General features: G+C 68.8%; 16 protein-coding genes. 8 read left to right on the forward strand and 8 right to left on the reverse strand.

Going from position 1 to position 16,391, the window contains the following annotated elements; genetic code table 11:
* The first annotated feature begins 4 nt into the window (after nt 1-4).
* The 6 genes from ACO2SS_RS11940 (at nt 5) to ACO2SS_RS11965 (ending at nt 6,562) form a co-directional block, all read left to right on the forward strand.
* Complete coding sequence (locus ACO2SS_RS11940; RefSeq protein ID WP_423277881.1) at nt 5-772, forward strand: hypothetical protein; 768 nt, start codon at nt 5-7, stop codon at nt 770-772.
* Complete coding sequence (locus ACO2SS_RS11945; protein WP_423277882.1) at nt 720-1,547, forward strand: hypothetical protein; 828 nt, start codon at nt 720-722, stop codon at nt 1,545-1,547. The genes ACO2SS_RS11940 and ACO2SS_RS11945 overlap by 53 nt, the downstream gene beginning before the upstream one ends.
* Nucleotides 1,548-1,642: 95 nt before the next feature.
* Nucleotides 1,643-3,847, forward strand: coding sequence for a CHASE2 domain-containing protein (locus ACO2SS_RS11950; RefSeq protein ID WP_423277883.1), 2,205 nt, complete (start codon nt 1,643-1,645; stop codon nt 3,845-3,847).
* Nucleotides 3,848-3,990: 143 nt separating this feature from the next.
* Nucleotides 3,991-4,152 (forward strand): hypothetical protein, encoded by a 162-nt coding sequence (locus ACO2SS_RS11955; protein ID WP_423277884.1) that lies wholly within the window; start codon nt 3,991-3,993, stop codon nt 4,150-4,152.
* 73 nt (nt 4,153-4,225) lie between these two features.
* Nucleotides 4,226-5,647, forward strand: a complete 1,422-nt coding sequence (locus tag ACO2SS_RS11960; RefSeq protein WP_423277885.1) for a lipopolysaccharide biosynthesis protein — start codon at nt 4,226-4,228, stop codon at nt 5,645-5,647.
* 174 nt (nt 5,648-5,821) lie between these two features.
* Nucleotides 5,822-6,562 carry a L,D-transpeptidase gene (locus ACO2SS_RS11965; RefSeq protein WP_423277886.1) on the forward strand — a complete coding sequence of 247 codons (741 nt, stop codon included), beginning with the start codon at nt 5,822-5,824 and terminating at the stop codon, nt 6,560-6,562.
* 61 nt (nt 6,563-6,623) lie between these two features.
* Here the strand turns inward: ACO2SS_RS11965 and ACO2SS_RS11970 are convergent, their stop codons facing one another.
* Nucleotides 6,624-7,397 (reverse strand): DUF2076 domain-containing protein, encoded by a 774-nt coding sequence (locus ACO2SS_RS11970; RefSeq protein ID WP_423277887.1) that lies wholly within the window; start codon nt 7,395-7,397, stop codon nt 6,624-6,626.
* 196 nt (nt 7,398-7,593) lie between these two features.
* Here ACO2SS_RS11970 and ACO2SS_RS11975 point away from each other — a divergent pair, with 196 nt between their 5' ends.
* Nucleotides 7,594-9,816: a malate synthase G gene (locus ACO2SS_RS11975; RefSeq protein ID WP_423277888.1), complete on the forward strand. Its 2,223-nt coding sequence runs from the start codon at nt 7,594-7,596 to the stop codon at nt 9,814-9,816.
* 174 nt (nt 9,817-9,990) lie between these two features.
* Nucleotides 9,991-10,194, forward strand: a complete 204-nt coding sequence (locus tag ACO2SS_RS11980) for a hypothetical protein (protein ID WP_423277889.1) — start codon at nt 9,991-9,993, stop codon at nt 10,192-10,194.
* 3 nt (nt 10,195-10,197) lie between these two features.
* Here ACO2SS_RS11980 and ACO2SS_RS11985 read toward each other — a convergent pair whose 3' ends face one another.
* The 7 genes from ACO2SS_RS11985 to ACO2SS_RS12015 all read right to left on the reverse strand — a co-directional run bounded on the left by ACO2SS_RS11985 (nt 10,198) and on the right by ACO2SS_RS12015 (nt 16,356).
* Nucleotides 10,198-11,178 (reverse strand): aldo/keto reductase, encoded by a 981-nt coding sequence (locus ACO2SS_RS11985; protein WP_423277890.1) that lies wholly within the window; start codon nt 11,176-11,178, stop codon nt 10,198-10,200.
* Between the two features lie 68 nt (nt 11,179-11,246).
* Nucleotides 11,247-12,593, reverse strand: a complete 1,347-nt coding sequence (glcF, locus tag ACO2SS_RS11990) for a glycolate oxidase subunit GlcF (protein WP_423277891.1) — start codon at nt 12,591-12,593, stop codon at nt 11,247-11,249.
* A 6-nt stretch (nt 12,594-12,599) separates the two neighbouring features.
* Nucleotides 12,600-13,232 carry a DUF2585 domain-containing protein gene (locus ACO2SS_RS11995; RefSeq protein WP_423277892.1) on the reverse strand — a complete coding sequence of 211 codons (633 nt, stop codon included), beginning with the start codon at nt 13,230-13,232 and terminating at the stop codon, nt 12,600-12,602.
* Nucleotides 13,219-14,403, reverse strand: coding sequence for a glycolate oxidase subunit GlcE (gene glcE, locus ACO2SS_RS12000; RefSeq protein WP_423277893.1), 1,185 nt, complete (start codon nt 14,401-14,403; stop codon nt 13,219-13,221). Before glcE ends, ACO2SS_RS11995 begins: the two co-directional genes overlap by 14 nt.
* The gene (locus ACO2SS_RS12005) at nt 14,400-14,663 is read right to left on the reverse strand and encodes a type II toxin-antitoxin system RelE/ParE family toxin (RefSeq protein ID WP_423277894.1); all 264 of its coding nucleotides are present in this window, start codon (nt 14,661-14,663) and stop codon (nt 14,400-14,402) included. Before ACO2SS_RS12005 ends, glcE begins: the two co-directional genes overlap by 4 nt.
* A 29-nt stretch (nt 14,664-14,692) precedes the next feature.
* Nucleotides 14,693-14,908 (reverse strand): hypothetical protein, encoded by a 216-nt coding sequence (locus ACO2SS_RS12010; RefSeq protein ID WP_423277895.1) that lies wholly within the window; start codon nt 14,906-14,908, stop codon nt 14,693-14,695.
* 14 nt (nt 14,909-14,922) lie between these two features.
* Nucleotides 14,923-16,356, reverse strand: coding sequence for an FAD-linked oxidase C-terminal domain-containing protein (locus ACO2SS_RS12015; RefSeq protein WP_423277896.1), 1,434 nt, complete (start codon nt 16,354-16,356; stop codon nt 14,923-14,925).
* Between the last annotated feature and the right edge of the window lie 35 nt (nt 16,357-16,391).

A 16,391-nucleotide genomic window follows, 5' to 3' on the forward strand; every position in this document is an offset into this window, starting at 1 on the left:
ACGCGTGCCGCACGTCGTCGGCACGAATGGCGCCCGGCGCATGAGCCCGGGCTCGCCAACACTCCTCATCGCGACGCCCACCGCCGACGGGATCGCGATGGCGGGCTATGTCGAGGCGCTGGCCGGGCTCCTGCTTCGCCTCGGCGAGGTCGGGATCCGGGCGACGTTCCGGACACTCGACGGCGACAACCTCATCCTCCAGCGCAACCTCCTGGTGCGCGAGTTCCTGGCCTCGCAGGCCAGCCACCTGCTCTTCATCGACAGCGACATGACGTTTCCGGCCGACCTTGCCGAGAAGCTCCTGGCAACAGGCAAGCCCCTGATCGGCGCCGTGTACCCGAAGCGGCGGCTCGATCTCGCCGGGCTTCGCCGCCACCTCGACGGGGCATCCTTCGACGATGCCTTCGCGCTCGCCCAGGATTGGAACGTCCAGTTCGAGAGCGGCCGCATCACCCCGAGCGGCGCACTCGCGCGGGTCCAGGGGCTGCCTGGCGGCTTCCTGCTCATCGAGCGGCAGGTCTTCACCCTCATGCAGGGCCGGGCCGATGTCGCCGCGATGGCGGGAGCCCCCGACGCTCCGCTCTCCTTCTTCCGCGAATTGCGGCAGGTCCGGACGGCGATCGACCTCGATTACGGGTTCTGCCGACGCTATGCGGATTCGGGCGGCGAGGTCTGGGCCTATCTCGACGCCGATATCCGCCACATCGGCGAGGAGCGGAATGCTCCGCCCTACCAAGCCTTTCTCGACGCGATCGGCGCCCGGCCTGCCTGACGTGACCCATCCCCGGATCTTCATCGCCACCCCGACGGCGAACGGGATCGTCATGTCCGACCATGCGGCCTCGCTCGCCAACATGCTGATCCGGCTCCACGCCGAGGGTATCGGCGCGGCCTACCGGACGATCGACGGGCCGGACCGCGCGACGGAACGCGACATGCTGGCGGCCGACTTCCTCCGCTCCGATTGCAGCCACCTGCTCATGCTCGACGGCAACGTGGCCTTCGGCGCGGATCTCTGCGAGCGGCTTCTCCGGTTCGCAAAGCCCGTGATCGGCGGCGCAGTCACCCGCGGGGCGCTGTCGCCTGCCCGCCTGCGCGCGCTGCTGGAAACCCGTCCCTTCGACCAGGCCGTCATGCTGGCGCGGGACTGGAGCGTCCGCCTCGATGGCGGGAGCATCACGGTGACGGGCGGGATCGGCCGCGTCGCCGCGCTCGGTCCCGAATTCCTCCTGATCGAGCGCGCCGCCCTGCAGGCCCTGGCGGACAGGCTTGAGACGGACCGGTATCTCTCCCCGGACGGCCGAGCCGAGCTGGCGGCGCTGTTCCGGGACACCCGCTACGGGGGCGCCGTCGTGAGCCACGACCAGCGCTTCTGCGAGCAATGGCGGCAGGCAGGCGGCGAGGTCTGGCTTTATCCCGCGGCCGACCTCCGGCGCATCGGCGAGGCCCGGTTCGGTGTGCCGTTCAGCCGGTTCCTGGCGGCCCTGAAACGGCAGCCCGATGCGTCGGGCGCGCCTGCACCGCTTGCGTCCGACCCTGCCGGCTGAGAGCATCGGCCATGCACGGCGGTCCGGAAGTGGAAGGCACGCGAAAGGTCCGCCTTCGTCCCAAGCGCAGGCCCAGCGGCACGTGGCTCCGCCGCATGGCGCGGCGCTTCGGCTTCGGGCGGACCCTGTCCATCGCGCTTCTCGCGCTGCTGATCGCCATCCGGATCTGGGATCCCGCGCCCGTCGAGGCCGTGCGGCTGCGGACCTTCGATGCCTTCCAGGCGCTGAAGCCGCGCGAGCCGCATCCCGCGAAGCCCGTCATGATCGTCGATATCGACGAGGCGAGCATGCGCGAGCTCGGGCAATGGCCGTGGGCGCGGACCATCGTGGCGGACATGGTGAAGAATCTCACCGCAGCCGGCGCCGTCGTCGTCGCCTTCGACATCGTGTTCGCCGAGCACGACCGGCTTTCCCCGGCCTCGATCGCGTCCGCCCTCAGCCAGCTCGACGACACGACGCGGCAGACCCTGCGCGAGCTCCCGACCAACGACGATATCCTGGCGGACGCGATGCGCCGGTCGCGGGTGATCCTCGGGCAGACCGCCCTTTCCGTGGCAGTGCCCTGGCCGGATCCTGAACCGCCGCCCCAGACCGGCATCGGCAAGCTCGGGCCGGATCCCGCCTCCTTCCTGCCGAGCTTCCCCGGGGTGCTCCGGAACGTGCCGGCCCTGGAGAAGGCCGCGATCGGACGCGGGCTCTTCACGATCCTGCCGGAGCGGGACGGCATCGTCCGCCGGGTACCCATGATCGTGAGGGTGGAGGGTGCGGAGGTGCCGACGCTCTCGCTCGAGATCCTGCGCGTCCTCACGGGCGGGGATTCCATCCTGCTGCGCAGCGACGAGGCCGGTGTCCAGGCCGTGCGTCTCCCCGGCTTCGAGATGCAGACCGACCCGCACGGGCTGGTCTGGGTCCATTTCACGCCGCACGATTCGAGCCGGTTCCTCTCGGCGAAGGACGTGGTGGCCGGCCGCTTCCCGCCCGAGCAGGTCGCGAACAAGATCGTGCTCGTTGGCACCTCGGCGATCGGCCTGCTCGACAACAAGACGACGCCGCTCGAACGCTCGATGCCGGGCGTCGAGATCCACGCGCAGATCCTGGAGAGCATCCTCACAGGCCAGGTGCTGTCCGCCCCCGGGTACGCGACCGCTATCGAATTGCTGGTCACCGTCGCGGTGGCGGCCGCGATCATCATCTTCGCCCCGATCCTCGGGGCTGTGCCGCTGCTTCTCTTCGGGGCCGCCGTCGCGGGTAGCCTCGGGGCGGCATCGTGGTATCGCTACAGCCATTCCGGGCTGCTGATCGACGCGACCTTCCCGCTCGCGGCGAGTTTCCTGGTCTATCTTACGCTCGTCTTCACGAACTACTTTCGCGAGCAGGTCGACCGCAGCCGGATCCGCTCCGCCTTCGGCCAGTACCTCTCCCCTGCCCTCGTCGAGCAGCTCGCGCAGAACCCGGAGAAGCTGAAGCTCGGCGGCGAGCAGCGCGTCATGACCATCATGTTCTCGGACGTGCGCGGCTTCACGACCATTTCCGAGAGCTACAAGCACGACCCGCAGGGCCTGACCGCCCTGATGAACCGCTTCCTCACGCCGCTCACAAACGCGATCCTCGACCGCAACGGGACGATCGACAAATACATGGGCGACGCCATCATGGCGTTCTGGAACGCACCGCTCGACGATCCGCGGCAGGAGGAGAACGCGTGTCTGGCGGCGCTCGACATGCTGCGGCGCCTGAAGGCCGTGAATGCCGAGCGCGAGAGGGAGGCGGCCGAAGCCGGCCAGGCCTTCATCCCGCTGGATGTCGGGGTCGGGCTGAACACCGGCACCTGCGTGGTCGGCAACATGGGCTCGAACCTCCGGTTCGACTATTCGGTGCTCGGCGACACCGTGAACCTCGCCTCGCGCCTCGAAGGCCAGTCGAAATTCTACGGTGTGAAGATCGTGCTCGGCTCCTCCACGGCCGCCAAGGTGCGGGACAGCTTCGCCGTGATCGAGATCGACCTAATCCGGGTGAAGGGAAAGACGGAGCCGGAACAGATCTTCGCACTGGTCGGCGATGGCGCGGTCCGGACCTCCCCGGATTTCGAGAGCCTCGCCGAAAACCACGCCCGGATGATTGCCCGCTATCGCGAGCGCGACTGGGATGGAGCCGAGAGGGCGATGGAGGCCGCGCGCGAACCCGCGGGCCGGCTCGGGCTCTCCGGGCTCTACGACCTCTACGAAGAGCGGATCACGGCCTTCCGCAGCGATCCGCCGGGACCGGAGTGGAAGGGTATCTACGTCGCACTTTCCAAATAGTTCTGTGCGCGGGACGCATGAGTCCCCTGCAAGCTTTGCAATTGCGGGCAGGCGGCGTTCTCCGCATTCCACCTTCAGTTTTCAGCCCGAGCCGGAACCAGCCCCTGGTTCGCGTCACGGCTCCGGCATCTGTGAGGCGTGAGATGATGTTGGGGGCGAGTTTCACCTCCTTCGCCATTTCCCTGGCTGGACTCGTGCTGTTCGGCTCCAGCATGTCCAGCCTTGGAACCGAGATCCTCGGCGTTCTGGCCGTGACGAGCGGCTTCGTGGCAATCTGCTCGGCGGAAGCGCGCTTCGCGTCCTGAGCGGCCGCCGAGGCGGCGTAACCATCTCTTTCGAGCGAGCGACTAGTCTGCCCGGGCCCACCGTTCCGCAGGCATGACCTTCGTCGCCGTCTTCCTCGTCAATGCCGCGCTCAGCTTCGCGCTGTCGCTCGTCGTTGCGCATCTCGTCGGCCCGGAATCCTTCGGGCGCTACGCGGTGGCGCTCTCCATCTCCGTCGTCATCAACACCGCCCTCTTCGAGTGGCTGCGCCTGTCCACGACGCGGTTCTACTCGGAACGGGTGAGGGTCGGGCGGCCTGAGGTTCAGGGCACCCTGGACCTCCTCTACGCCATGACCTCCGCCCTCGTGGTGGCCGTGACAGCGATCCTGCTTGCCGCCCAGCTCGATCTCGGGCTGCCGCCGGCGCTCCTCGGCGCGGCGATCGCACTCGGCCTCTCGGTCGGCCTGTTCGACTACCGCACCGCGCAGGCACGAGCGCGCTTCCTCGACCGGCGCTATGCGGGGCTTCTCCTCGCACGCGGGATCCTCGCCTTCGCGCTCGCCACGGGCGCCGCCTGGCTCTTTCCCGACCCTCTCCATGTCATCTCGGCATCCGCATTTGCGGCAGTGGCGACAATGGCCATTCTGCGGGACCGGGAGACGCGCCTGAAGTTCCGGTTCGACCGCGCGCTCGCGCTCCGGTTCGCGCGCTACGCCGTGCCCCTGGTCGCCGCGAGCGCTCTCTACCAGCTCCTGCCGCTCCTCAACCGCTCCGTCCTGGCCGGGCGGGCCGGCTTCGCGGAGGCGGGCTATTTCTCGCTGGCGAGCGAGATCGCCGTGCGTCTCTTCCAGAACCTCGGCTCCGCCCTGGACCTTGCGCTGTTCCAGCTCGCCGTCCGGGAGGAGGAGCGCGCCGGCCGGGCGGCCGGGGAGCGGCAGGTCGCGCGCAACCTGGCGCTCGTCGTCGCGATCCTGCTTCCCGCCGCCATCGGCCTCTGCGCCGTGTGGCCGAGCTTCGAGGCCCTCTTCGTGCCGGCGTCGTTCCGGGGCGAGGTGGCGGGCCCGATGATGCTCGCAATTCCGGCCTTCGCGGCCTATGCGCTCGTCCAGTACGGGCTCAATCCGGTCTTCCAGATCCGGCACCGGACGGCGCCCGTCATCGCGGCAGCCGTCGCGGCGCTCGCCGTGAACCTCGCCCTCCTGTTCGGCTGGCCCGGAGCTTTCGGAGCGGAGGGCGTCGCGGCCGTCCAGCTGGCATCGCTCGCCGCCGGTCTCGTCGTCGTTGCGGCCGCGGCGCTTCTGGTGCGCGCCGTGTTCCCATGGCGCGACCTCGGGCTCGCGGTGGTGGCATCCGCCATCATGGGCGCCGCCCTCTGGCCATGGCGGGAGGCGTTTCCCCCGGCTCTCGGCCTCGCCGCCCAGGTCGCGGCCGGCGCCGCGATCTACGGAATGCTCGCCCTCGCCTTCGACATCGCCGACATCCGGCGAAACCTTGCAGGCCTCATGGCGCGGCTGCGCCGGGCAAAGAAGCATTAAGCACGACCGGCAAGCGCCCAGTAACCCTCAAGCATCGTTTCGAGCATATCCGGCGCTCTTTGCTCCAGCTGCGTCTCGCTTTGCAGCATCGGATTAAAGATCGACCCCGATGGTGTCTCGCAGCCACGGACGCTCTCCCTCCTTTCCGTGGAGCAACCTTCGCGAGACAGACCAATGAGATTGGGTTCCGCTGCCTTCGGGCTGGCGCTGGCGCTCGGATGCGGCGCCGCCGAGGCGCAGGTCATGTACAACCAGCCACGGTCAGGCCAGTACGGCGGCGGGTTCATCGAGTTGCTGATGACCGGGCGCGATCCCGGCAGGCCCGTCAGGCAGGTCGCGCCCTCCGCCCCGGCCTCCTCGGCAGCGATCCGGTATGCCGATCCCTTTGCGGAGCCCGAAGCACGCGCCGAGCGGCGTCGCATGGCCGCCCTCCCCTCGGCGCCGCACGAGGCCGTACCCCTGCGCGAGATCTCCCCGGAATTCCGGCGACAGGCCGTCGCCTATCAGGGCCCGGAGGCCCCCGGCACCATCGTCATCGATACGCCGTCCCGTTTCCTCTACCTCGTGCAGGGCAATGGGCAGGCGCTCCGCTACGGCATCGGGGTCGGGCGCCCCGGCTTCACCTGGTCGGGAATGAAGACCATCACGGCCAAGCGCGAATGGCCCGGCTGGACTCCGCCGCCCGCCATGCTGAAGCGCCGCCCCGACCTGCCCCGCCACATGGCGGGCGGCCCCGACAACCCGCTCGGCGCCCGGGCGCTCTATCTCGGCTCGAGCCTCTACCGGATCCACGGCACGAACGAGCCGCACACCATCGGCCAGAACGTCTCCTCCGGCTGCATCCGGATGATGAACGAGGACGTCGAGGACCTCTACGAGCGCGTCCGCGTGGGCACCCGCGTGAAGGTGATCTGAGGTTAGAAACAAAAACGGCCGGGATCGCTCCCGGCCGTCCTGAACTTGGCTGCGGACCCGGTCAGGTCCAGCTGGAATCGTCGCCGCCGAAATCGCCGCCATCGTCGAAGGAGGCGTCCTGGAAGGTGGCGTCGTCTCCGCCGAACCCGCCGAAGCCGCCATCCCCGCCACCAAATGACGCATCCTGCGCGGCTGCGTCACCGCCCTGCAGGGGCGCCCCGAGGGAGGCGAGGTCGTTGTTCGAGAAGTTGCCGAGCGCGCTATGCCCGCCCGAGAAGGCGTTCATCAGCGCGTTGCCGACGACCATGCCGCCCGCGACGCCCGCCGCCGTGGTCAAGGCCCCGCGGAGGAACCCGCCACCGCCGCCCGCGGCCTGAGGAGCCTGGGGCTGCCCACCCCAGGGACCGCCCTGCGGCCCGCCTTGCGGCTGGCCTCCCCAAGGGCCGCCCTGCTGCGGCGCATAGCCGGGCTGCTGGCCGTAGCCACCGCCCTGCCCGTGGCCGCCCTGCGGACCCTGGCCCGGACGGCCGAAGGGCTGCTGCTCGCGCCGCTGGCCGCCGCCGAAGATCGACGACAGGATCCCGCCGCCGCCGGCACCGGCACCGGACCGGCTGAGCTGCTCGTTCTCGGCGCGCAGCTGCTCCATCTGCTGCTCGAGACTCTTGAGCGCCTCTTCCTGCACGTAGAGCGCCTGCGCCATGGCGTAGGGCGCGTAGGGCTGCTGACGCACTTTGTCCGCGATGAAACGCTCCGCCTCGGGGTCCCGCTGCTGCCCGGCTGTCTGCTCGAGCCGCCTGAAGATGTCTGAGATGATCTGTCTTTCCTGGTCGTTCACGTTGGTCCCCTCTGGTGGAGGCCGGTAGACGGCCAATGAGAGACATGGGTGAGCTGCGGGCGTTTTGAAGCCCCCCGCGCACGAATGTTATGCGCCGAAACATTAAACCTTAGGCGGTCCGTCCCCTATCGGGGGCTGACGCTCCCACGGGGCGCTGTTAAGGACCGGCCAACAGTTCGAGTTTGCGGAGAGAAACGTGGGACGCATCGAGGCGGGCGGGCTGAAGATCGACCGCCAATTGCACGACTTCATCGTCAACGAGGCCCTGCCGGGGACCGGGGTCGAGCCCGACGCGTTCTGGAACGGCTTCGGCGCGATCGTCCGGGACCTCGCGCCGCGTGCACGCGAGCTTCTTGCGGTCCGTGACCGGCTGCAGGCACGGATCGATGCCTGGCACACGGAGCGGAAGGGTCGCCCGATCGACGAGGCCGAGTACGAGCGCTTCCTGCGCGAGATCGGATACCTCCTGCCGGATCCGGCTCCCACCACGGTTGAGACCGACAACGTCGACGCGGAGATCGGCACCATCGCCGGTCCGCAGCTCGTCGTCCCGATCTCGAACGCGCGCTATTCGCTGAATGCCGCCAATGCGCGCTGGGGGTCGCTGTACGACGCGCTCTACGGCACGGACGCCATTCCGGAAGACGGCGGCGCAACGCGCTCCGGCGGGTACAACAAGGTCCGGGGCGAACGCGTCATCGCCAAGGCGCGCGAGGTTCTAGACCTCGCGGCGCCGCTGGCGCAGGGCAGCCACAAGGACGCGGTCGCCTATTCGGTCGAGGGCGGCAGGGTGTCCGTGCGGCTCGGGAACGGGGATACGACCGCGCTCGCCTGCCCCGAAGGCTTCGTGGGCTATCTCGGCGATGCCGCGAGCCCGTCCGCCATCGTGTTCAGGCACAACAACCTGCATCTCGAGCTGAAGATCGACCGTTCGCACCCGATCGGGCGCGACGATCCGGCCGGGGTCGCCGACCTCGTGATCGAGTCCGCCGTGACGACGATCATGGACCTGGAGGATTCCGTCGCGACCGTCGATGCCGAGGACAAGATCGAGGTCTACCGCAACTGGCTCGGCCTGATGCAGGGCACGCTTACGGCGAACCTCGAGAAGGGCGGCCGGACCATCGAGCGCCGCCTCCATCCCGACCGGACCTATACGGCTCCCGCGGGCGGCGAGGTCTCGCTTCCCGGCCGCAGCCTCATGCTCGTGCGCAACGTCGGCCAGCATATCGATACCGGGGCCGTCCTCGACGCCTCCGGCGCCGAGATCCCGGAGCATATGCTGGACGCGGCGGTGACCTCGCTCATCGCCAAGCACGATCTCTCTGGCCGCTACCCGTTCCGCAACAGCCGGGCCGGCTCCGTCTACATCGTGAAGCCCAAGATGCACGGGCCCGAGGAGGTCGCCTTCGCGGACGAACTCTTCGGCCGTGTGGAGGACCTGCTCGGCCTCGAGCGCAACACGCTCAAGATGGGCATCATGGACGAGGAGCGGCGCACGACCGTGAACCTCGCCTCCTGCATTGCGGCCGCACGCCGGCGCGTCGTCTTCATCAACACCGGCTTCCTGGACCGCACCGGCGACGAGATCCACACCTCGATGGAAGCCGGGCCGATGATCCGCAAGAACGAGATGCGGGCGACGCCCTGGATCAAGGCCTACGAGGACCGCAACGTCGATGTCGGCCTCGCCATGGGGCTTCCGGGCCGCGCGCAGATTGGCAAGGGCATGTGGGCGATGCCGGACCGGATGGCCGACATGCTCGTCCAGAAGGTCGCCCACCCGAAGGCCGGCGCCAACACCGCGTGGGTGCCCTCCCCGACCGCCGCGACGCTGCACGCGCTCCACTATCACGAGGTCGACGTCGCGGCCCGGCAGCAGGAGCTGCGCTCGCGCGGCATGGCGAAGCTCTCCGACATCCTGACGATCCCGCTGTCGCAGTCCAACTTCGCGCCGGAGGCCGTCCAGGAGGAGCTGGACAACAACGCCCAGGGCATCCTCGGCTACGTGGTCCGCTGGATCGACCAGGGCGTCGGCTGCTCCAAGGTGCCGGACATCCATGATGTCGGCCTGATGGAGGACCGCGCGACGCTGCGTATCTCGAGTCAGCATATCGCGAACTGGCTGCGGCACGGCATCGTGAGCGAGGAGCAGGTGATGGCCACCATGCGCCGGATGGCCGAGGTGGTGGACCGGCAGAACGCGGGCGACGCGGCCTACAAGCCGATGGCGCCCAAGTTCGAAGGCCCGGCTTTCGCGGCCGCGTGCGACCTCGTCTTCAAGGGCCGTGCACAGCCCAACGGCTACACGGAGTGGATCCTGCACGAGCGCCGGCGCGAGGCGAAGGCGCTCGGCCGGCCGGACCGGTCCGGCGATGCCGCCGCACCGACCGATCGCAAGCCGACCAGCATCGCCTGACGAGCACAACCTTGGCCGGACCCGCAGCGGAGCCGCGACGGGTCCGGCCCGATTTCCGCCCCAGGAAAGTCACTTTTTCCTCAGGGACTTACGGTCAAGCTTCACGACCGGCTTAACCGTTTAGTAACCATACGGCGCCAACGTCTCCACAACTTGAGAGAAGTTGGAGACGACATGTCGGTTGCGTCTGAGCACGATCGGGTCGCCGCCCGCCCGGCAGCCGCGGGCCCGATCTACAAGATCATCGCCCGCCAGATCGGGCGGCGTTTGCGCGAGCACCTCGACCGGCCCGAGGCCGATCCCCTGCCGGTCGATCACGTCGATCTCCTGCTTCGGCTCCGGCACAAGGAGCGGGACCGCTCCCGGACGAGCGCCTGAACGTCAGGCAGGCGTGGGCGCGTCGTCCGGGATGAGTTTGCTGCTCCGGAGGGCCTCCCAGAATGCGGCCGGGATGTGCTGGCTCATCAGCTCGGCATTGGTTCTGACCCGCTCGGCGTTCTTCGCGCCCGGTATCACGGCCGCGACGGCCGGGTGAGCGGCGCAGAACTGGAGCGCCGCCGCCCTGATGTCGACGCCATGCTCCTTCGCGATGGCGGCGATCCGGTCCCGGGCCGCGACCTTGTCCGCGGGCGCCTCCTGGTAGTCGTAGTTCTTTCCGCCGGCGAGGAGGCCCGAATTGTAGGGGCCGCCGACCACCACGTGGACGCCGCGCTCCACGCAGGCGGGGAACAGCTCCCGCAGGCCTGAGAAATCGAGCAGGCTGTACCGGCCGGCGAGCAGGAACACGTCCGGGTCGGATTGCTCGAGCGCCCGCCGGCAGGGCTCGACCAGGTTGACCCCGAGGCCCCACCCCTTGATGACGCCCTCCTCGCGTAGCCGGATGAGGGCCTTCGCAGCGCCGCCCATCGCCGTCTCGAACACCTCTTCCCAGGCCGCGCCGTGATGGTCCTCGGCGAGGTCATGGATGAAGGCGATGTCGATTCGGGCGAGGCCCAGGCGGTTCAGGCTGTCCTCGATCGAGCGCCGGACGCCATCGGAGCTGTAATCGTACTCGACCCGGAACGGCAGGCCTTCCTTGAAGGGCGGGTTCTCCGGCGCGCTCTCGTCCGCGACCAGCAGGCGTCCGACCTTCGAGGACAGCACGAAGCTGTCGCGCGGATAACGCCGGAGGACGCGCCCGAAGCGGTGCTCCGACAGGCCCTGGCCGTAGTGCGGCGCGGTGTCGAAGTAGCGGACACCTGTGTCCCAGGCCGCCACGAGGGCGCCCTCGGCGGTTTCCTCGTCGACCGTGTTGAACATGTTGCCGAGCGGCGCCCCGCCGAAGCCGAGCGGGCCCGGGGGCCGGAAATGCTTGTCAGACATGCGAGCTCCTCTTCGCTCGCGGCCAACGCGCCCGGTCCCGGAGGGTTGCCCTCGCGGGGGCGGGTCGCCTATTCGGCCGCCGCGAGCGTCGGCCGACGATCCTGGTCGAGGCCCCGCGCGGCCAGCACGGCAGGCGGCGGCCCACCCGTCGCCCAGTCGAGCAGTTCGGCCGTGTGCACGATCGGGATGTCCGTGCCCTTCCCGATCTGCGTGATGCAGCCGATGTTGCCCGTCGCGATCACGTCCGGGCGGATACGTTCGATGTTGGCGACCTTGCGGGCGCGGAGCCGGCCGGCGATCTCGGGCTGCAGCAGGTTGTAGGTGCCGGCCGAGCCGCAACAGATATGCCCTTCCGGCACGTCCTTCACGGTGAAGCCGGCCTGCTTGAGCAGCGTCTTCGGTTCCGTGCGGATCTGCTGGCCGTGCTGCATCGAGCAGGCGGAGTGATATGCGACGACGAGATCGCTGTCCCGCACGGGGGCCTTGAGGCCGAGCGACAGGGTGTATTCCACGATGTCCTTGGCGGCCGCGGAGACCCGTTTCGCCTTCTCGGCATAGGCCGGCTCGTCCCGGAACATGAAGCCGTAATCCTTGATCGTCGTGCCGCAGCCCGAGGCGGTGACGATGATGGCCTCCAGCCCGCGGTCCAGTTCCGCCGACCAGATGTCGATCGCCCTGCGGGCGAGCGCCTTCGCCTGGTCCTCGCGCCCCATGTGGTGGACGAGCGCGCCGCAGCATCCCTCGTCCGCCTGGACGACTTCCACGCCGTGCCGGTTCAGCAGGCGGATCGCGGCCTCGTTGTACTGCGGTGCCAGTACCGATTGGGCACAGCCCTTGAGCATGGCGACGCGAGCGCGCGGGCTCCCCTCGGCCGGGAAGGTGCCCGCCCGGTCGCCCGCCGAGCGGTTCGGCACCTGGGCGGGGGCGAGTTCCAGCATCGCGGACAGCCGATTGCCGACCCGCGGCAGCCTCGCGAGCAGGGCCCGAAACGGCTTTCCGAAATGGGCGCCCAGCATCGCCAGCCTGAACCGGTTCCGGTAGGGCAGGACGCGGGCGAGAACCTCCCGCATCAGGCGGTCATGCAGCGGCCGCTTGTGGGTCTGCTCAATATGGGCGCGCGCATGGTCGACGAGGTGCATGTAGTGCACCCCCGAGGGGCAGGTCGTCATGCAGGAGAGGCACGACAGGCAGCGGTCGATATGCCGGACCACCTGCGCGGTCGCGGCCTTCCCGCCCTCGAACATGTCCTTGATAAGGTAGATGCGTCCGCGCGGCGAATCGAGCTCGTCCCCGAGCAGCAGGTAGGTCGGGCAGGTGGCCGTGCAGAAGCCGCAATGGACGCAGGTGCGGAGGATCTTCTCCGACGCTTCCATGTGCGGGTCGGCCAGTTGCGCCGGCGTGAAGTTGGTCTGCATCGGGCCTTACGCTCCCGCCTGCCACTGACGAATAGCATCCAGCGGATAGAGAAGCATGATGACGTTCAGGACGAGATTGTCACGAACCACGTAGCCGACACCGATCTCCATCGCGAGCGCCGCCACAACGGTGAGCACAACCGGAAGGCGCGACGCCAGGACGAATCCCACGATCATGGCCAGGATGTCGGCGACAGAGTTCACGATGCTGTCGCCGAAATAATGCTGCGCGATCGCCTCCGCCCGGTACCGCTCGATGATCATGGGGGTATTCTCGATGATCTCCCAGGCGCATTCCAGCACCGTCGCGGCAAGGAGGCCGGCCCAGAGCGGCATCTCGCGGCCCGCCAGCCTGAAGGCCGCCCACGCGCCGAAGTAGAAGAGGAAGCCGTGGATGACGTGGGAGAACGTGTACCAGTCCGTCAGGTGCTGCGAATTCTCGGCGCTCTGGACGACGCCATGCCAGAGCTTGACGGTGCCGCATGTGCAGATCGGAGTCCTGCCCAGCCAGAACAGGATGACGGCCGTGAGAAGGACGAGGATGGCGGGTAGCGCGAAGGCGCGCGCCGTCCAGCGCTGACCTTCACCTGACCCCGACAGCACGGCCGGCAGCGGCGCCGCCCGCTCAGATGCCGGCATACATGCGGCCCGGGTTGAAGATCCCGACTGGATCCAGGGATCCTTTGATCCCGGCGGTCAGCTTTCGCAGCGGGTCGGCGAGCGGCTGGAAGACGTCGACCGAGGCACGGATCTCCGCCGGGGCGCGCACGAGGGTCGCATGTCCGCCCGTCTGCGCGAGGGCGCCCCGGATGACGGCCGCGCCCGCGTCATCTCCCGGCGAACAGGCGAGCCACACGAGCCCGCCGCCCCAATCGTAGAACCAGCGGCACCGGAGATCGCGCGCGACGAGGGCCGTCAGGAGGTGGCCCTTGGTCGGCGCGACGGAGATCCGCCAGACCGCCTCGCTCGAGACGTTCGCCGCGAAGGGGGCGACATCGCGCACGCCGCGCCAGAGCGCACTATTGGCTTCCCCATCCACGATGTCGGTATCGTGGCGTCGGAACAGCCGCCGGAGCTCTCCGCCGCGGTGATCGACCGAATAGGCGAAGCCTTCCAGCCGAAGGAGCGTCTGGGCGCCGCCACGCAGCCCGGCGGGCAGATGCGCCGCGGCCGTGACCTCGTAGGGGGAGCCGAGCGCAGCCGCCATCGCGGCGGCAGCCTGCGCCTCGTCGAGGCCGCGCAACACCAGCGTCCGCGTGCGCTCGGGTTTGGGCAGGACCTTGAACGTGACCTCCGTCAGGAAGCCGAGCGTGCCCCAGGAGCCGCCGAGCAGCTTGACGAGGTCGAGCCCGGTCACGTTCTTCATGACCCGCCCGCCGTTCTTGATCACCTCGCCCCGCCCGTTCACGAACCGCACGCCGATGAGGCTGTCGCGGGCAGCGCCGGCCTGGATGCGGCGCGGTCCGGAGAGATTCGCGGCCGCGACCCCGCCGATGGTCGGCTCCCCGTTCGAGCCGAGGAGCGGGCGGTAGTCGATCGGCTCGAAGGTCAGCTGCTGGCCCTTCTCGGCGAGCGTTCGCTCGACCTCGGCCAGCGGCGTGCCGGCCCGGGCGCCGATAACGAGCTCTGCCGGCTCGTGAAGGGTGACGCCGGTGAGGCCGAAGGCGGAGAGCGTGCGCTCCGTCTGGGCCGGGCGGCCGATGGCCGACTTCGTGCCGCCTCCCGCTATCGCCAGGGGAATCCGGTCGGCCGCCGCCTCCGAGACGGCTGCGCAGGCTTCCTGTTCGTCACGAGGTGCGATGGTCGTCATGAGAGTTTCAGCGGACGTCGGCGGGCGTGTCGGACCTGAATGATCCGGAGCTCGCCGTCCGGGAAGATCCGGTAAAACACGAGATAGGGAAAGTGCGCCAGACGCAGCATACGCGTTCCCGGGCGATTGGTTTGCCGCCCTCCGCCAGGGAAGTCGGCTATCAGGGATCGTGCTGCGTCCAGCTCCTGGAAAAACCTCCGGACGACCTGCTCCGAGGCGGCAGCAGCATAATAGGCGCGAATAACCTGCAGGTTCCTCACCGCCTCGTTGCTGAAAGTGACGGGCCGGTTCAGCGGTAGCGCCCGAGCAGCGCCTCGACCTCAGCGGTCGACGCTACGCCGCTTGCCTCGGCCTGATCGAGCTCGACCATCTCCTCCGGCGTGAGTTCATAGGGCTCCGCGACTTCGCGCTCTATCCCTTGCAGAAGGAAGGCGGCATAGGCCTGCCGATCCAGCGGCCAGGTGCGAACCCTCTCGAGGACGGCCTCGATGTCGTCCTTCGTCATGGCGGATCCCTCGCTCATGCGGCGACCCGGCCGTCCAGCGGGAAAACCTTGGCGGGGTTCATGAGCCAGGCCGGATCGAAGACGTTGCGGATGCGCATCTGCTGCGCGAGGTCGGCCTCGTCGAACTGGCAGCGCATCAGGTCGCGCTTCTCGATCCCGACGCCGTGCTCGCCGGTCAGGCAGCCGCCCACCTCGACGCAGAGCTTGAGGATGTCCTCGCCCGCGCGCTCCGCCTTCTCCATCTCACCCGGCTTGTTGATGTCGAACAGGATCAAGGGATGCAGGTTTCCGTCGCCCGCGTGGAACACGTTGGCGACCCTCAACCCCTCCCGCTTCACGATCTCGTCGATGCGCCGGAGCACGAGCGGCAGCTGGCCAGTGGGGATGGTGCCATCCATGCAGATGTAGTCGGAGATCCGGCCCGTCGCCCCGAAGGCAGACTTGCGGCCCTTCCAGATCGCCGCGCTTTCGGCCTCGGAGCGGGAAACCTTGACGGTGCTGACCTTGTGGCCCTCCGCTATGGCGACGACGCGGCGGAGCTGCTCGTCGATCTCGGCATCAGAGCCCTCGACCTCGACGATCAGCATGGCCTCGACGTCGAGCGGGTAACCCGCCTGCGCGAAGCCCTCCGTGATCTCGATGGCGACCTTATCCATGTATTCCAGCGCGACCGGCACAAGCCCCTCGCCGATGATGGCCGCGACGCAGGCGCCGGCGTCCTCGGCGGACGGAAAGCCCAGCAGCGCAGGGCGCGCACCCTCGGCGGCCCGGAGGATGCGCACCGTCGCTTCCGTCACGATCCCGAGCTGGCCCTCGGAGCCAATGACGAGGCCGAGCAGATCGAGGCCGGGGCTGTCGAGATGGGGGCCGCCGATCTCCACGACCGTGCCGTCGAGCAGCACCATCGTGACGCCGAGGATGTTGTTCGTCGTCACGCCGTATTTCAGGCAGTGGGCACCGCCCGAGTTCATGCCGATATTCCCGGCGATCGTGCAGGCGAGCTGGCTCGACGGGTCGGGCGCGTAGAAGAAGCTCTCGTGCGAGACCGCCCCGGATATCGCCAGGTTGGTGATCCCGGCCTCGACGCGCGCGGTGCGGTTCTCGAAATCGAGGTCGAGCACCCGCGCCATCTTCGAGACACCGACGACGACGGCATCCTCCTGCGGGATCGCGCCGCCCGCGAGCGATGTGCCTGCCCCCCGCGGCACCACCTTCACGCCCTGCTCGCTCAGGTACTTCATCACCGCCGAGACCTCGGCCGTGGAGGACGGGAGCACGACCGCCATGGGCATCTTGCGATAAGCCGTCAGGCCGTCCGTCTCGAAGGCCCGGCGCTCGTCCTCGGAGGTGATCAGGGCCTCCGGATGAACGAGGCGCGCCAGCCCCGCGATGATCTCCCCGCGGCGAGCGAGAATGGATTGATCCGGCGCCGGAAAGGCGATGGACATGGCGCTCCCTCGTGGTCCTGGACCCTCGGGTCAGT

The organism is Enterovirga sp. CN4-39 (assembly GCF_049446235.1).
GTDB lineage: Bacteria > Pseudomonadota > Alphaproteobacteria > Rhizobiales > Beijerinckiaceae > Enterovirga.

Excerpts from the sequence above, each read along its gene's own strand:
- ACO2SS_RS11955 (WP_423277884.1), top strand. The coding sequence starts at position 3,991 with ATGATGTTGGGGGCGAGTTTCACCTCCTTCGCCATTTCCCTGGCTGGA.
- ACO2SS_RS11995 (WP_423277892.1), bottom strand. The coding sequence starts at position 13,232 with ATGCCGGCATCTGAGCGGGCGGCGCCGCTGCCGGCCGTGCTGTCGGGG.
- ACO2SS_RS11945 (WP_423277882.1), top strand. The coding sequence starts at position 720 with ATGCTCCGCCCTACCAAGCCTTTCTCGACGCGATCGGCGCCCGGCCTG.
- ACO2SS_RS11985 (WP_423277890.1), bottom strand. The coding sequence starts at position 11,178 with ATGTCTGACAAGCATTTCCGGCCCCCGGGCCCGCTCGGCTTCGGCGGG.
- ACO2SS_RS12015 (WP_423277896.1), bottom strand. The coding sequence starts at position 16,356 with ATGTCCATCGCCTTTCCGGCGCCGGATCAATCCATTCTCGCTCGCCGC.
- ACO2SS_RS11950 (WP_423277883.1), top strand. The coding sequence starts at position 1,643 with ATGGCGCGGCGCTTCGGCTTCGGGCGGACCCTGTCCATCGCGCTTCTC.
- ACO2SS_RS11960 (WP_423277885.1), top strand. The coding sequence starts at position 4,226 with ATGACCTTCGTCGCCGTCTTCCTCGTCAATGCCGCGCTCAGCTTCGCG.
- ACO2SS_RS12010 (WP_423277895.1), bottom strand. The coding sequence starts at position 14,908 with ATGACGAAGGACGACATCGAGGCCGTCCTCGAGAGGGTTCGCACCTGG.
- glcF (WP_423277891.1), bottom strand. The coding sequence starts at position 12,593 with ATGCAGACCAACTTCACGCCGGCGCAACTGGCCGACCCGCACATGGAA.
- glcE (WP_423277893.1), bottom strand. The coding sequence starts at position 14,403 with ATGACGACCATCGCACCTCGTGACGAACAGGAAGCCTGCGCAGCCGTC.
- ACO2SS_RS11965 (WP_423277886.1), top strand. The coding sequence starts at position 5,822 with ATGAGATTGGGTTCCGCTGCCTTCGGGCTGGCGCTGGCGCTCGGATGC.
- ACO2SS_RS11980 (WP_423277889.1), top strand. The coding sequence starts at position 9,991 with ATGTCGGTTGCGTCTGAGCACGATCGGGTCGCCGCCCGCCCGGCAGCC.